At 61.6% G+C, this 15,514-nt stretch carries 15 protein-coding genes; 7 read left to right on the top strand and 8 right to left on the bottom strand.

Annotation, left to right across the window (positions count from 1 at the left end; translation table 11 throughout):
- The first annotated feature begins 32 nt into the window (after positions 1 to 32).
- The gene (locus JN524_RS17005; protein WP_003221371.1) at positions 33 to 986 is read left to right on the top strand and encodes an adenosine deaminase; all 954 of its coding nucleotides are present in this window, start codon (positions 33 to 35) and stop codon (positions 984 to 986) included.
- A 120-nt stretch (positions 987 to 1,106) separates the two neighbouring features.
- Here the strand turns inward: JN524_RS17005 and JN524_RS17000 are convergent, their stop codons facing one another.
- The 3 genes from JN524_RS17000 to JN524_RS16990 all read right to left on the bottom strand — a co-directional run bounded on the left by JN524_RS17000 (position 1,107) and on the right by JN524_RS16990 (position 4,597).
- Positions 1,107 to 2,489, bottom strand: a complete 1,383-nt coding sequence (locus JN524_RS17000) for an MFS transporter (RefSeq protein WP_202370077.1) — start codon at positions 2,487 to 2,489, stop codon at positions 1,107 to 1,109.
- Between the two features lie 130 nt (positions 2,490 to 2,619).
- Complete coding sequence (locus JN524_RS16995; protein ID WP_202370076.1) at positions 2,620 to 3,351, bottom strand: ArsR/SmtB family transcription factor; 732 nt, start codon at positions 3,349 to 3,351, stop codon at positions 2,620 to 2,622.
- A gap of 316 nt (positions 3,352 to 3,667) precedes the next feature.
- Positions 3,668 to 4,597: a LysR family transcriptional regulator gene (locus tag JN524_RS16990; protein ID WP_202370075.1), complete on the bottom strand. Its 930-nt coding sequence runs from the start codon at positions 4,595 to 4,597 to the stop codon at positions 3,668 to 3,670.
- Positions 4,598 to 4,715: 118 nt separating this feature from the next.
- Here JN524_RS16990 and JN524_RS16985 point away from each other — a divergent pair, with 118 nt between their 5' ends.
- From JN524_RS16985 to JN524_RS16975, 3 genes are all read left to right on the top strand, one after another.
- Positions 4,716 to 5,009: a putative quinol monooxygenase gene (locus tag JN524_RS16985; protein ID WP_096794850.1), complete on the top strand. Its 294-nt coding sequence runs from the start codon at positions 4,716 to 4,718 to the stop codon at positions 5,007 to 5,009.
- A 32-nt stretch (positions 5,010 to 5,041) separates the two neighbouring features.
- Positions 5,042 to 6,055 carry a zinc-binding alcohol dehydrogenase family protein gene (locus tag JN524_RS16980; RefSeq protein WP_202370074.1) on the top strand — a complete coding sequence of 338 codons (1,014 nt, stop codon included), beginning with the start codon at positions 5,042 to 5,044 and terminating at the stop codon, positions 6,053 to 6,055.
- Between the two features lie 153 nt (positions 6,056 to 6,208).
- Positions 6,209 to 6,382 carry a hypothetical protein gene (locus JN524_RS16975; protein WP_007962962.1) on the top strand — a complete coding sequence of 58 codons (174 nt, stop codon included), beginning with the start codon at positions 6,209 to 6,211 and terminating at the stop codon, positions 6,380 to 6,382.
- Positions 6,383 to 6,387: 5 nt separating this feature from the next.
- Here the strand turns inward: JN524_RS16975 and JN524_RS16970 are convergent, their stop codons facing one another.
- Entirely contained in the window at positions 6,388 to 7,590 is a 1,203-nt protein-coding gene (locus tag JN524_RS16970) for a multidrug effflux MFS transporter (RefSeq protein ID WP_202370073.1), read from the bottom strand.
- A 205-nt stretch (positions 7,591 to 7,795) separates the two neighbouring features.
- Positions 7,796 to 7,996 carry a heavy-metal-associated domain-containing protein gene (locus tag JN524_RS16965; protein ID WP_202370072.1) on the bottom strand — a complete coding sequence of 67 codons (201 nt, stop codon included), beginning with the start codon at positions 7,994 to 7,996 and terminating at the stop codon, positions 7,796 to 7,798.
- A gap of 148 nt (positions 7,997 to 8,144) precedes the next feature.
- On the opposite strand from JN524_RS16965, the gene JN524_RS16960 reads away from it, so the two are divergent.
- The 3 genes from JN524_RS16960 (at position 8,145) to cueR (ending at position 11,483) form a co-directional block, all read left to right on the top strand.
- On the top strand, positions 8,145 to 8,528 hold the full coding sequence (locus tag JN524_RS16960) for a hypothetical protein (protein ID WP_007962965.1): 384 nt from the start codon (positions 8,145 to 8,147) through the stop codon (positions 8,526 to 8,528).
- A 151-nt stretch (positions 8,529 to 8,679) separates the two neighbouring features.
- Positions 8,680 to 11,073, top strand: coding sequence for a heavy metal translocating P-type ATPase (locus tag JN524_RS16955; protein ID WP_202370071.1), 2,394 nt, complete (start codon positions 8,680 to 8,682; stop codon positions 11,071 to 11,073).
- On the top strand, positions 11,070 to 11,483 hold the full coding sequence (gene cueR, locus JN524_RS16950; protein WP_007962968.1) for a Cu(I)-responsive transcriptional regulator: 414 nt from the start codon (positions 11,070 to 11,072) through the stop codon (positions 11,481 to 11,483). The genes JN524_RS16955 and cueR overlap by 4 nt, the downstream gene beginning before the upstream one ends.
- Here cueR and JN524_RS16945 read toward each other — a convergent pair.
- The 3 genes from JN524_RS16945 to JN524_RS16935 form a co-directional block, all read right to left on the bottom strand.
- A complete protein-coding gene (locus JN524_RS16945; protein ID WP_202370070.1) occupies positions 11,437 to 12,657 on the bottom strand; it encodes an MFS transporter in 1,221 nt (406 codons plus the stop codon). The two genes, cueR and JN524_RS16945, sit on opposite strands and share 47 nt — an antisense overlap.
- A gap of 149 nt (positions 12,658 to 12,806) precedes the next feature.
- Entirely contained in the window at positions 12,807 to 13,703 is an 897-nt protein-coding gene (locus JN524_RS16940) for a PA4780 family RIO1-like protein kinase (protein WP_202370069.1), read from the bottom strand.
- A gap of 291 nt (positions 13,704 to 13,994) precedes the next feature.
- Positions 13,995 to 15,272, bottom strand: a complete 1,278-nt coding sequence (locus JN524_RS16935; protein ID WP_202370068.1) for an acetyl-CoA C-acetyltransferase — start codon at positions 15,270 to 15,272, stop codon at positions 13,995 to 13,997.
- Between the last annotated feature and the right edge of the window lie 242 nt (positions 15,273 to 15,514).

The following is a 15,514-nucleotide window of genomic DNA, read 5'->3' as shown; positions in this document are numbered from 1 at the left end:
TGGCCGCCATCTGCACCTGATGAGAAAAGAATATGTACGATTGGCTCAACGCCCTGCCCAAGGCCGAACTGCACCTGCATCTGGAAGGCTCGCTGGAGCCTGAGTTGCTGTTCGCCCTGGCCGAACGCAACAAGATCGCCCTGCCGTGGAGCGATGTCGAAACCCTGCGCAAGGCCTACGCCTTCAACAACCTGCAGGAATTCCTCGACCTGTATTACCAGGGCGCCGACGTGCTGCGCACCTCGCAGGACTTCTACGACCTGACCTGGGCCTACCTGCTGCGCTGCAAAGCGCAGAACGTGATTCACACCGAACCGTTCTTCGACCCGCAGACCCACACCGACCGGGGCATCCCGTTCGAAGTGGTGCTCAACGGCATCGCCGCGGCACTCAAGGATGGCGAGCAGCAACTGGGCATCACCAGCGGTTTGATCCTGAGCTTCCTGCGCCACCTGAGCGAAGACGAAGCACAGAAAACCCTCGATCAGGCGCTGCCATTCCGTGATGCGTTTGTCGCCGTCGGCCTCGACAGCTCGGAGATGGGTCACCCGCCAAGCAAGTTCCAGCGTGTGTTCGACCGTGCCCGCCACGAAGGCTTCCTGACTGTTGCCCACGCCGGTGAAGAAGGCCCGCCGGAGTACATCTGGGAAGCCATCGACCTGCTGAAAATCCAGCGCATCGACCATGGCGTACGCGCGATCGAAGACGAGCGCCTGATGCAGCGGATCATCGACGAGCAGATTCCGTTGACCGTGTGCCCGCTGTCGAACACCAAGCTCTGCGTGTTCGATCACATGTCGCAGCACAATATTCTCGACATGCTCGAGCGTGGGGTGAAGGTCACCGTCAACTCGGATGACCCGGCGTACTTCGGCGGCTACGTCACCGAGAACTTCCATGCGCTGCACGAACACCTGGGCATGACCCAGGATCAGGCCAAGCGCCTGGCGCAGAACAGCCTGGATGCGCGTCTGGTAAAACCGTAAGCAACACCGCATAACCTCTGTAGGAGTGAGCCTGCTCGCGATAGCGGAGTGTCAGATACACATCTTTTAACTGACACACCGCTATCGCGAGCAGGCTCACTCCTACAATTGGATCTATGTTCAGCCAGCGATCTCTGCTTCAGTCAGCTCCTCCAGGGTTTTACCGCGCGTCTCCATCCCGAACAACCACACCACCCCCGCCGCAATCGCAAAGCACAGCGCGCCCAGCGCAAATACCCCGCCCTGCCCGGTAATCGGGAACACCAGCCCGGTCACCAATGGTCCGAGCAACGAACCGACACGGCCAATCGCCGAGGCAAAGCCCGAGCCGGTGGCGCGCGCCGAAGTCGGGTACAACTCCGGCGTATAGGTGTAGAGCACCGCCCACATGCCGAACAGGAAAAACTGCATCAGCAATCCGGAGCTGATCAGCAACGCAACGTTGCCACCGAACACCGCGCTCTGCCCGTAGAGAAACGCCATCACCCCGCCGCCGAGCAACGTCACGATGCACACCGGTTTGCGCCCCCAGCGTTCCACCAGCCACGCCGCCATCAGGAACCCGGGAATCCCGCCCAGGGAAATCAGCACGGTGTAATACACCGACTGGGTCACGGCAAAACCCGACTGTTGCAACAACGCACTGAGCCACGACGTCAGCCCGTAGAAACCGAGCAAGGCGAAAAACCACAGACTCCAGATCATCGTCGTGCGCTGGCGATATTGCGGCGACCAGATCTGCTTGAGCGCCGAGAAGAAGTTGCCCGGTGCCGTTTCTGTCCTTGGCAGGCGCGCCGGCTCAGGCAACGTTTCGACACCGAGCGAGGTGCGCACGCGCGCCTCGATGGCGCCCAGGACCTTGTCCGCGGCTTCGTGGCGTCCGGCCTGCTCCAGCCAGCGCGGTGATTCGGGAATGAAGAAACGGATCGCCAGCACAAACACCGCCGGCACCGCCAACACCAGGAAGATATCGCGCCAGCCAATCAACGGCAGCAGGAAGTACGACAGCACCCCGGCGGCGACAAAACCCAGTGGCCAGAAACCGTCCATCAGTGCAATGTAGCGACCGCGCCGCTGCGCCGGGATCAACTCCGAAAGCATCGACTGTGCAATCGGAAACTCCATGCCCATGCCGATCCCCAGCAGGATGCGGAACAGTGTCAGGCTTTCGACCGTTTGCGCGGTCGAACACAGGTAACTGGCCACGCCCCACAGCACGATGCTCCACTGGAACACCGGTTTGCGCCCGAAGCGGTCGGCGAGCATGCCCGACAGCGACGCCCCCAGCACCATGCCGAAGAAACTCGAACTGGCGAGCAGGCCTGCTTGTGCACTGCTCAAGCCAAACTCGGTTTTGATCGAGCCGAGCAGGAACGTCATCATGGCCAGGTCCATGGAATCGAAAAAGAACGCCAGGGCGATGATGATGAAAATGACCCGGTGATAACCGCTGAGTGGCAGCCGTTCCAGGCGTTCTGCCGCGCTGAAGTTTCGCGTTTCCATGTCCCATCCCCCCATCCACAATGTGTGCGGATCGAGTGTGCGCGATTACGCCTCAGCGCTTTTTCTGGATACGACCTGTTCGCAGTCACAGGCGACGCCAGCGTCGAGGTGCCGGCCGGTGAACGCTCTACTACGCCAACTCCAGCTCGGTTTCCTTGGCGAAACGCTGGATTTCCCGTTGCCCGGCGGGGGTCACCTGCAAGGCGCGTGAATCCTTGGGCAGCGCCAGCCAGCCGGACTGCATGAACAGTTGCAGCACCGCCGCGCCGAGCGAGCCACCCAGATGCGGGCGCCGTTCGCTCCAGTCCGGACAGGCGCACGCCACCTGAGCCTTGCGATGAGCGAGGGCCTGGATAAACACACCGCGGTTGGCCAGTTGTGTCGAGCCTTTGAGCGTCACCACGACCCGCTGTTCAATCTGTTCGAGCCAGCCGGCATCGAGCAGACGCTGATACAGATCGGCGGCCAGCGTGCCCCCCAAGTGGTCATCGCAAAAGCGCGCACGCAGCAATGAAGATGGCGCAGTCTGGGGATTGGCGCTCGGCGTCGAGCGTTTGAATACGTGAGGAATTTCTCGCGGTGCGCTGGCAATCGTGGCGCTGGCCAGGGCTTCGATGGCCGCCGCGATCTCCGGGGCTGCCAGGCGGAAAAAGCGCTTGCGCCCGCGAACCTCGACTTTCAACAGGCCCCCGGCGGACAAACGTCCCAGATGCGCACTGGCCGAGGATGGCGACAACCCTGCCAGCAGCGCCAGCTCTTCGGTCTGGCGAGCCGAGCCATCCATCAACGCCCACATCATCGCACTGCGCTTGGGGTCGGCCAGCAGCGTGGCGATCTGGCTGATGCAAGGTGCATGTTCCATGTATTCACTCCCTGTTGAATCGTATCGTCTACTGCTCGAAGACATCTTGACCAGTAATGTGTCGTCGGCCAAGACGGGTAAAACGCCATGATCCGGAGCACGCCAGGCTGGTGCTGCTGCACCCGTCAATGGTGTGTCCGCGGCGTTTGTGCAGCGCTCGCCAGGCCCTGTAAAAACCGCGCGGATTCTGTCCTGGCCGGTTATCGGTGCAGGTTTGAGGCGCTCGCTAGTATAAGCGGGATGCACGCCGCTTCCTGCGCCGTGGCTGACTCGAATGGTGATAGTTCCTGAGAGAAATTTCGCTAATTGCCTGCGACTAATGATCAACTTTCGGGAAATGCGGAAATTGACTACTCAATTCGGCGCATCGGCTGGCGAGCATTTCCCTCAAAAGGTTCACCGGCTTACTCAATTGAGCGCGATGGGCGCACAAAAGATTCAGTGGAGCGCGCTCGCAGAGCAATTCCGGCAGCAACACTTCAAGGCGTCCGGCGAGGACATCAGCGCCGACATCCAGCCACGACTTGTAGGCGATTCCCGCCCCCGCCACCGCCCACAAGCGCACGACGTCGGCGTCATCGCTGAAGCGATCGCCACTGACCGTCAGGCCGACTTCACGTTTGCCGTCATGAAAACTCCAATGGTCATGTACGCGGCTGCCGAGCATGTACAGCAGGCAATTGTGCTGTGCCAATTGCTCGAGCTGGCGCGGTTCGCCGTGGCGCGCCAGGTACGCCGGCGAGGCGCAGAGCACGCGGCGATTGTCCGGGGCGATGGGCAGGGCCACCAGACTCGAATCCTCCGGCTCGCCATAGCGCAGGGCGATGTCCACCGGCTGACGGAACAGGTCGGCGATGCGATCACCGAGCAAAAGGCGCACGGTCAGCTTCGGATGCTCGCGCTGAAACTCGTCAAGCCATGGCAACAACAGATTGCGCCCGAAATCCGAAGGCGCCGACAACTGCAGGATGCCGCTGACCTGATCTTGCGCACTGGAAAGAAAACGCCGGCCTTCGTCCAGCGAACTCAACGCGGCCCGCGCATATTCGAGAAAGCCCTCGCCCTCGGCGGTCAGGCGCAGGCTGCGGGTCGAACGCGCCAGCAAACGCACGCCCAGTTGCTGTTCGATGCGTTTGAGCGCGGCGCTGGCCACAGCGGCAGACATGTCCATCACCCGCGCCGCTGCGGACAGGCTGCCCAGATCCGCCGCGCGAACGAACAACTGCAAATCGTCGAAACGCAGCATTCTCAGCCTCGATTATCAAAAAAATATTGAAAGAGACTGCTGTTTTAGCCGGTTTTATCGCGCCGAGAAATAGCCAATGATGGGTTCAAGCGAATTTATCCCGCGACTGGAGCCAAACATGTCCCAAGCATTCACCGCCATCGCCACCCTGATCGCCAAGCCCGGCCAGCAGGACACCCTCGAAAACGCCCTGCGCGCACTGGTTGAACCAAGCCGCGCCGAAGAGGGTTGCAGCCAGTATGACCTGCACCGCGACCTGGCCGATCCGCTGACCTTTTATGTGATCGAACACTGGGCCAGCGAGGAAATCCTTTCGGCGCACAACGCCAGCGCGCATTTTCAGAACTTCCAGGCCGCAGCCGGACACTGCATCGAACACTTCCAATTGAAACGCCTGGGCGCCATCGCCTGAGCCATTCTTCTATTACCGTTATGGAGCAAGTCATGAAAGCCATCGCCTATTACGCCTCCCTGCCGATCAGCGACGAACAATCGCTGCAAGACATCGAACTGCCAGAGCCGGTCGCCGGCCCGCGCGACCTGCTGGTGGAAGTCAAAGCCATCTCGGTCAACCCGGTCGACACCAAGGTGCGGCAGAACGTGGCGCCGGAAAACGGCGCGGCAAAAGTGCTGGGCTGGGACGTCGCCGGTGTGGTCAAGGCGGTCGGCAGTGAAGTGACGCTGTTCAAGGCCGGCGACAAAGTGTTTTACGCCGGCTCCATCGCCCGTGCCGGTGGCAACAGCGAGCTGCACGTGGTCGATGAGCGCATTGTTGGCCACATGCCGAAATCCCTCGGCTTCGCCGAAGCTGCTGCACTGCCGCTGACCGCGATCACCGCGTGGGAGCTGCTGTTCGAACGCCTGCAGATTCGTGAGGACAAAGCGGATGAAGGGCAGAGTCTGCTGATTGTCGGTGCCGCTGGCGGTGTCGGTTCGATCCTCACCCAACTGGCCCGCCAGTTGACCGGTCTCAAGGTCATCGGCACCGCGTCCCGTGCACAGACTCGCGACTGGGTGACCGAGCTGGGTGCCGACCTGGTGATCGACCACAGCCAGCCATTGAGCGAAGAACTGAAACGCGCCGGCATCGATCACGTGACCCACGTCGCCAGCCTGACCCAGACCGATCTGCACCTGGAACAACTGGTCGAGGCCCTGGCGCCGCAAGGCAAACTCGCGCTGATTGACGATCCGAAGTCGCTGGACGTGAGCCAGCTCAAGCGCAAGAGCCTGTCGCTGCACTGGGAGTTCATGTACACCCGCTCTCTGTTCGAAACCCCGGACATGATCGAGCAGCACAAACTGCTCAACCGCGTGGCCGAGCTGATTGATGCGGGGACTTTGAAAACTACGGTGGGCGAACATTTCGGCACGATCAATGCGGCGAACCTACGGCGCGCGCACGAGTTGCTGGAAAGCGGCAAAGCCAAGGGGAAAATTGTTTTAGAAAGTTTCTGAGAATCCGAAGGCCGCAATCAGCGCCAGACCATTTAAGGGCTGGCGCTGTTTTTTGCCGTCAGTCAGATGCTTCTCCGTTGTCACAAATGCGATCGTATTCAGGTCTACAATCGAAACCTCTGCGATGCATCTTTTACACAAGGGAGGTCAGCAATGAAGATCCTGATAAAAGAAGTGGCAAAGTCTCAATGGCAGGTTCGTCTGGACCAGCACGCCGTGACATTTCGCAGTGAAGCCGAGGCCCTCGCCTTCACCCGCACCCTTGAAGCGCGCCTGCACGCGCCCCATCAGTTTCCCGACCCCGGACAGCAACGCGCCGCCGGCTGAGGCAATCAGGCTTCGGCCTGTGCTTGCGCCAGTGCCCGGGCATTCTGCAAATGCCGGGTGTACATCGCAACGCTCACCACCAGCAACCCGCACAGGCTGATGACCATCGCCATCGGCATGGCGCTGCCGTCGTGCAGAATGCCCACCAGCGAAGCCGCGCCGGAAGCCACGCTGAACTGCAGACAACCCATCAGTGCCGAGGCGCTGCCGGCGCGTGCGCCCTGACCGTTCATCGCGCAAGCCGAGGCATTGGGCAGAATGCAGCCGAGGCTGGCGATACACACGAACAATGGAATCAACAGCGGCCACAAGGCTTCGGTGTGCATGGCGCTGACCGCAAGCAAAGTCACTCCGGCCAGCAGATAAACCCACACCGCCCGCGCCAGCAGGAACGCCGGACCGCGCTTGGCCAACAGCCGCGCGTTGACCTGGGCGACCAGAATGAAGCCCGCCGCATTGGTGCCGAACAGCCAGCCGAAATGCTCGGCCGGTACGCCATAGAGTTTGATGAAGACGAACGGCGAACCGGCGATGTAGGAAAACATCCCGGCAACTGCGATGCCGCCGGTCAGGGCGTGGCCGAGAAACACCCGGTCGCCGAACAACCGGCCGTATTGGCGCAACGCACCGGACAACGGCTGGCGCGGCACGTAGTCCGGCAGACTTTCCGGCAGACCCAGCGCCACAGCGAGGGCGGCCAGTGCGCTGAAGCCGGTCAGTGCGAGGAAGATCGACTGCCAACCCGTGGTGTTGACCAACAGACCGCCGAGCAGCGGCGCGAGGATCGGCGCCAACCCCATCACCAGCATCAGTTGCGAAAAGACTTTCGCCGAACCGACCGCATCGCACTTGTCGCTGACCACCGCCCGGGAAATCACCATCCCCGCACAGCCGCCCAGTGCCTGAACGAAACGCGCGCCGATCAGCCATTCCAGATTCGGTGCATAGGCACAGGCCAGCGAGGCCAGGGTGAACAGGCCGACACCGACCAACAGCGGCAGGCGCCGCCCAAACCGGTCGGCTACCGGACCGTACAGCAACTGCCCGATCGACAGGCCGGCGAAATAGGCCGCCAGGGTCAGTTGCACATGCTTTTCATCAGTGCCAAAGGCCAGTGCCATCGACGGGAACGCCGGCAAATAAAAGTCGATCGCCAGCGGACCGAAGGCGCTCAGGGCACCGAGAATCAGAATGGTACGGAAGTTCATCAGGCATCCAGGTGGGATAGAAGTCGGCAGCCCGACAGTCTAGCCGCGCAGGGCCGCCTTGAACATTCCGATAGCTCGCTAACTATTAGAAAGTCAGACGAACTGCACAGCAAAGATCAAAAGATCGCAGCCTGCGGCAGCTCCTACAGGAGCCGCACCAATACCCTGTAGGAGCTGCCGCAGGCTGCGATCTTTTGGCTTTTGATCACCCGGCGAGTTTTACCGGGTAACCTTCATCGCTGATGACCTCGATCACCTGCTCGGGGCTGAGCGAACTTTCGACGCCGACTTCCTTGGTCCCCAGATCGACCCGCACGCTGGCCGCCGGATCTTTCGCCTGCACGGCGTTGGTGATGGCTTTGACGCAGTGACCGCAAGACATGCCTTGAACGCTGAACACTTGCATGGATGGACTCCTTTGAGTGAGGTTGCCGGCAGTGTCGAGCTTGCCACCATGGCAAGGTCAAGTTCTGCAGAAACCTGCCGGGCTGGCAATCGGCGTCGCGCTCAGCCAAGCTGCGTGCATCAATGACTCAAATTCAGGAGATTCAGCCATGCGCTGGTCAGCTTTCAGCCTGTTTGGCTTGCTCAGCCTCTTTGCCGCCCTGCCCCAGGCCAATGCGACCGGCGAGGACTACGCCGTACTGATCATTTCGCGCGAGCGTCTGGAAGTGCCGACTTCCTGCGAGATTGGCGTGTACGTCAATGATCAACTCGCTGGGCGCCTGCTGCAGGAACAGACTACTTCCTTCAACCTGCCCCACGGCACGCTTTCCATTCGTCTGAAACAGCTGCCTGGCCAAGTGCCGGGTTGCCAGGCAGGCATGCTGGCACCGCCCGCGCAGGAGATATCGCTCAAGGCCGGCGATGTGGTGAAGTACCGGATCGCGGCAAATGCCAAAGGCTTGTACCTGCGACCTGCCGCCCTCGAATACTGAGTCAAGCGCAAAAGATCGCAGCCTTCGGCAGCTTCTACATTGGAATGCAATCCAACTGTAGGAGCTGCCGAAGGCTGCGATCTTTTGCGCTTGACCTTGCCCGCGTGGCAGGGTTGATCCTTGTAGGCATCTTCTACAGGGAGTAAGACCGATGTCCGATTCCATCACTTTCGATCTGCCGATTGCCGGCATGACCTGCGCCAGTTGCGCCGGGCGTGTCGAGCGGGCGTTGCGCAAAGTCAGCGGCGCCAGTGCCGTCAGCGTCAATCTCGCCACCGAACAGGCCCGCGTCCAGGCGCCTGGTGACAGCTTGCCGGCGTTGATGGAGGCGGTTGAACGCGCCGGTTACAGCGTGCCACAGCAGACGGTGGAGTTGAGCATCGACGGCATGACCTGCGCTTCGTGCGTCGGTCGCGTCGAGCGCGCCCTGGACAAAGTCCCCGGGGTGAAGAGCGTCAGCGTCAACCTCGCCAATGAACGTGCGCACCTCGAATTGCTCGGTCAGGTCGATCCGCAATTGCTGCTCGACGCCGTGAGCAAGGCTGGTTACTCGGCCAGCGTCTGGCAAGCCGAATATCCCGCCACCGATAACCAGCAACAGCGCCTGCAACATGAACGCTGGGCGCTGATCTGCGCCATCGCCCTGGCCTTGCCGCTGGTGCTGCCGATGCTGCTGCAACCGTTCGGCATTCACTGGATGCTTCCGGCCTGGGCGCAATTCGCCCTCGCCACCCCGGTGCAATTCATTTTCGGTGCACGGTTTTACGTGGCCGCGTGGAAAGCCGTGCGCGCCGGCGCCGGTAACATGGACTTGCTGGTCGCCCTCGGCACCAGCGCCGGTTATGGCCTGAGCCTGTACGAATGGGCGACCGCCGCCGGGCGTATGCCACATCTGTATTTCGAAGCCTCAGCCGTCGTGATCGCCCTGGTGCTGCTCGGCAAATATCTGGAAAGCCGCGCCAAGCGTCAGACTGCGAGCGCCATCCGCGCGCTCGAAGCCTTGCGCCCGGAACGGGCGATTCAAGTCATCGACGGTCGCGAACAGGACGTGGCAATCAGCGCCCTGCGTCTGAACGATCAGGTCTTGGTCAAACCCGGTGAACGTTTCCCGGTAGACGGCGAAGTACTTGAAGGTCAGAGCCACGCGGACGAAGCGCTGATCAGCGGCGAAAGCCTGCCAGTGCCAAAACAGCCGGGCGACAAAGTCACCGGCGGCGCGATCAACGGTGAAGGTCGGCTGCTGGTGCGCACTACCGCCCTAGGCGCAGAAAGCGTGTTGGCGCGAATCATCCGTCTGGTCGAGGACGCTCAGGCGGCAAAAGCACCGATCCAGAAACTGGTGGATAAAGTCAGCCAGGTATTCGTGCCCAGCGTGTTGCTGATTGCCCTCGCCACCCTGATCGGTTGGTGGCTGTACGGCGCGTCCATGGAAACCGCGTTGATCAATGCCGTCGCTGTGCTGGTGATTGCCTGTCCGTGTGCCCTCGGCCTCGCCACGCCGACGGCAATCATGGCCGGCACCGGCGTGGCTGCGCGTCACGGGATTCTGATCAAGGATGCCGAAGCGCTGGAACGTGCCCATGCAGTCGATAATGTGGTCTTCGACAAGACCGGCACGCTGACTTCCGGCACCCCGCGTATCGCCCATTTCAGTGCGTTGGATGGCGATGAAAATATCCTGCTGAGACTGGCCGGTGCCCTGCAACGCGGCAGTGAGCACCCGCTGGCCAAAACCGTGCTGGACGCTGCTGCCGAGCGCGGTCTGCCGGTGCCGGATGTCAGCGACAGTCAGTCCCTGACCGGGCGCGGTATCGCTGGCACGCTTGATGGTCGGCGCCTGGCGCTGGGCAATCGGCGCTTGCTGGAAGAAAGTGGCCTGAGCGCGGGCAATCTCGCCGAGTCCGCCAAGGCTTGGGAAAGCCAAGGCCGAACCCTGTCGTGGCTGATCGAGCAAAGCCCGGAACCGCGTGTACTCGGCTTGTTCGCCTTCGGCGACACGCTCAAGCCCGGCGCACTGCAAGCGGTGCAACAACTGGCTGCCCGAGGTATCCACAGCCATCTGCTGACCGGCGACAACCGTGGCAGCGCAAAAGTGGTCGCCGAGGCCCTGGGTATCAGCAATGTCCACGCCGAAGTGCTCCCCGCCGACAAAGCCGCGACCGTCGCCGAACTGAAGAAAACCGGCGTGGTGGCGATGGTTGGCGACGGCATCAACGACGCCCCCGCACTGGCCGCTGCCGACATCGGTATCGCCATGGGCGGCGGCACCGACGTGGCCATGCACGCCGCCGGCATTACCCTGATGCGCGGCGACCCACGGCTGGTGCCGGCGGCGCTGGAGATCAGCCGCAAGACCTACGCGAAGATCCGCCAGAACCTGTTCTGGGCCTTCGTCTACAACCTGATCGGCATTCCACTGGCGGCGTTCGGCTTCCTGAACCCAGTGCTGGCCGGTGCAGCGATGGCACTGTCGAGCGTCAGCGTGGTGAGCAATGCGCTACTGTTGAAAACCTGGAAACCGAAGGATCTGGAGGAGTATCGATGAACATCGGCCAAGCGGCCCGGCACAGCGGCCTGAGCGCGAAGATGATCCGCTATTACGAGTCGATCGGCCTGCTCAAGGCTGCCCATCGCACCGACAGCGGCTACCGGGTCTACAGCGATGATGACCTGCACACCCTGGCGTTCATCAAGCGTTCGCGGGATCTGGGTTTTTCCCTGGAAGAAGTCGGCAAGCTGCTGACCCTGTGGCAGGATCGCCAACGTGCCAGCGCCGATGTGAAGGCCCTGGCGCGTCAGCACATCGACGAGCTGAATCAGAAGATCCGCGAACTCGGCGAGTTGCGCGACACCCTGCAGGATCTGGTCGAGCACTGTAATGGCGACCATCGCCCCGACTGTCCGATCCTCAAGGAGCTGGCGTCGGGCTGCTGCGCGCAACCCGCCCGCGCCTGAGCGCCAGCAACTTCACGGTCAACAAGGTGCCGAGCGGGATGCCGTGGAACAGCAGCACCACGGCACCCGGCGTCCACCATCCATAGAACGGTGCGGCGATCAGCATGCCAACACCGAACCCGGTCATTTGCAGCAAGGTCAGGAAACTGAAAATCGGCAGGCGCAAATGCTCCGGTTCACGTTGCAGGCGCGACATCAGGCCGACTTCAGAAATACCGTCACCCAACCCCGCCGGCAGGGAAAACAGCAGCAGGCCGAGCAGGCTGTGTTGCTGGAACATCAGGATAAAACCGCAGGACATCAACGCCACGCCGAAGAAATACCGTCGTTCCAAATCACGGTTATCCGTGCCTTTGAGGCGACTGGCAATCCGCGCTCCGAGCAGTTTGCCGCTGGCCCACACCGCCAGCATCAGGCCCAGCGTGGTGCTGGCCGAATCGGGTGTCAGCAGTCTGGAGATGATCGGGAATCCGACGTTATGCGCGGCGCTGCCCAAGGTGTCGGCCATGGTCACGGCGAGCATCGCCGCAATCACCGGAGCGCTGCGCAGGCCTTGTTTCAGGGCTGACCATTCGCCGCGCTCGCTGGTTGATTGTTCGCAGACTTGTGCAGCGGCGAAGCGCAACGGCGCAATCAGCAGCGCCGCCAGCACATAGGTCAGCGCATTGAGCGCAAACACCGTTTCAAAACCGAATGCCGCCACCAACAAACCGGAGACCAGGCTGCCGCCAACCATCGCCGCCGACGACGCCGAGGTGATCCAGGCATTGGTTTTCAGTAGCTGCACCGGTTCGATCAACCTCGGCAGCTGGCTATTGAGACCGATGGCGAACATCGAGTTGCCAAAGCCCAGGCCGAAAGCAATCACCGGCAACAGCAACGCCTGCTGGCTCACCGGCAGGATCAACAGCAGACCGAGCAGCGCCGCGCGCAGCAGATCGAAGGCGATCAGCGGCACCCGGCCATTCCAGCGCCGGTAGAAGCGTGTACCCATCAGGCTGGCAAAAATCCCCCCGCCGACCCGACTGGCGAGGAACACCCCGACGCTCATCGCGCTGTTGCTCAGCAGGTAAACGTAAGTCGCCAGCGCGACCATGTTGAGGAAGGCGCCGAAGTCGGAAATCAGCCGGGCGGTGATGATGAGGCGGGCGTTGTGCGAGGCGTTCACATACATTCCTTGTAGGAGCTGCCGAAGGCTGCGATCTGCTGATCTGGCCTTTTAAAATCCAGGGCAAAAGATCGCAGCCTTCGGCAGCTCCTACAAGGTGTCCATGCGTACCGGGTACAAAAAACCCGGCCGAAGCCGGGTTTCTGTTCATGCGTTTACTGCATCCACGGTGGCGGAGGCGGTTCGTCGGACTTGCCTTTGGGCTCGTCATCCGCCGCACGGATCGCCTGCTTGCGCTCTTCGTCGAGCCGCGCCGCTTCGATCTCGCGCAACACACCGCCAACGTCAGCCAGATCTTCCGGATCATCGAACTCACCGGTCAGCACGCTGTTGGGGTGCAAGGTGCCGGCTTCGTACAACGCCCACATTTCCTTCGCGTAGCGGGTCTGCTTCAGCTCCGGGGCAAAGCGCCCGAAGTACGAAGCCATGTTGCCCACATCGCGCTCGAGCATGCTGAACGCGTGGTTGTTGCCGGCGGCATCCACCGCCTGCGGCAGGTCGATGATCACCGGGCCGGTCGGGGTCAGGAGCACGTTGAACTCCGAGAGGTCACCGTGCACCAGACCAGTACACAACATCAGCACGATCTGCGAAATCAGGAACGCGTGATATTCGCGGGCCTGATCCGGCTCCAGCGCCACGTCGTTCAGACGCGGCGCGGCATCGCCATATTCGTCGGCCACAAGCTCCATCAGCAGCACGCCATCGAGAAAATCATACGGCTTGGGCACTCGCACGCCGGCACCGGCCAAACGGAACAGCGCCGCGACTTCGGCGTTCTGCCAGGCGTCTTCGGTCTCCTTGCGACCGAATTTCGAACCCTTGGCCATCGCTCGGGCCTGCCGGCTGTTACGCACCTTGCGGCCTTCCTGATACTCGGCTGCCTGGCGGAAACTGCGTTTGTTCGCCTCCTTGTAAACCTTCGCGCAACGTAACTGGTTACCGCAGCGCACCACATAAACAGCTGCTTCTTTACCACTCATGAGTGGGCGCAGCACTTCGTCGACCAGACCGTCTTCGATCAGGGGTTCAATGCGTTTTGGAGTCTTCATCAGCTTTTATTGTGGGTCCTTTATTACCAAACACGCGAATGTCACTCGTTATACGGCAATCCTCGCGCTACGGGGAGGGGTTGCCGACCTGTGAACCCTGTGGATGCACACACTGTGCCGAAATAATCGAGCTTTGCCGATCATAGCCGAGCCCACCTTACTTGTAGCTATCGGCCGTCGAGGGCATTTGCGACAGAATCTGACACGCTACGGTGATGAAAAGATTCAGGGTCAAAAGATCGCAGCCTGCGGCAGCGCCTACAAGAGACTGGCGCCGACGGCTGCGATCTTTTAGCGCTCGATGATTGCGGTGACACCCTGCCCCCCGGCCGCGCAGATCGAAATCAGCCCCCTGCCCTTGCCGGCCGCATCCAGCAGTTTCGCCAGGTTGGCGACAATCCGCCCGCCGGTCGCGGCAAACGGATGCCCCGCCGCCAACGAGCTGCCTTTCACATTCAGCCGGCTGCGGTCGATCGAACCCAGCGGTGCCTCCAGCCCCAAACGCGTCTTGCAGTATTCGGGGTCTTCCCAGGCCTTGAGCGTGCACAGCACCTGCGCGGCGAACGCTTCGTGAATTTCGTAGTAATCGAAGTCTTGCAGGGTCAACCCATTACGCGCCAGCAAGCGCGGCACGGCATACACCGGCGCCATCAACAGCCCTTCGGCGCCGTTGACGAAATCCACCGCCGCCGCTTCACCATCGCGCAGGTAGGCGAGGATCGGCAGACCACGCTCCTTCGCCCATTCCTCGCTACCCAGCAGCACCACCGAAGCGCCGTCGGTGAGCGGCGTGGAGTTGCCTGCCGTCAGCGTGCCCTTCGCGCTTTTTTCGAAAGCGGGTTTGAGCGTGGCGAGTTTTTCCAGGGTCAGGTCCGGGCGCAGGTTGTTGTCGCGGGTCAGGCCGAGGAACGGTGTCATCAGGTCGTTGTGCCAGCCTTCACTGTAGGACGCAGCGAGTTTGTGATGGCTTTCGAGGGCCAGTTGATCCTGCTCTTCACGCGGAATATTCCAGGTCTGCGCCATCAGTTCGCAGTGCTGGCCCATCGACAGGCCGGTGCGCGGTTCGCCGTTACGCGGAAACTCCGGGATCAGGTGCCGCGGACGCAGTTGCAGAAAGGTCTTCAGCTTGTCGCCGGTGGTCTTGGCGCGGTTGGCCTGCAGAAGGATTTTGCGCAAGCCTTCGCTGACGCTGATCGGCGCGTCCGAGGTGGTGTCGACGCCACCGGCAATGCCGCAGTCGATCTGGCCAAGGGCGATTTTGTTGGCCACCAGCAGCGCTGCCTCCAGCCCGGTGCCGCAGGCTTGCTGGATGTCATAGGCCGGGGTGGCCGGCGACAGCCGCGAGCCGAGCACGCACTCGCGGGTCAGGTTCATATCCCGTGACAATTTAAGCACCGCCCCCGCCACCACTTCGCCGATGCGCAGGCCGTGCAGGTTGTAGCGTTCGATCAGGCCTTCCAGCGCGGCGGTGAGCATCACCTGATTGCTGGCAGTGGCGTACGGCCCATTGGCGCGGGCGAAAGGAATACGGTTACCACCGATGATGGCGACGCGGCGCAGCTGACTCATGAAAAGCTCCTTTTCCAAATGGTCGAATTCACCTGAATCCTTTGTAGGAGTGAGCCTGTGGTGAGGGGATTCATCCCCGATGGGTCGCGCAGCGGCCCCCTCATTGCAATCGCTATACATTGCGACTGCTTCGCAGCCGATCGGGGATGAATCCCCTCGCCACAGGTCACTCCTACAGGGTTCAACGTTGTTTCTGAATTTGTGTTTGGCCACACAACCATCGGCGGCCAACTACTCTGCTG

This window comes from Pseudomonas sp. MWU318 (assembly GCF_016756945.1).
GTDB classification, from domain to species: domain Bacteria; phylum Pseudomonadota; class Gammaproteobacteria; order Pseudomonadales; family Pseudomonadaceae; genus Aquipseudomonas; species Aquipseudomonas putida_A.
The sequence above is the reverse complement of the archived record's forward strand: the minus strand, read 5'-3'. Positions and strand labels throughout refer to the sequence as shown.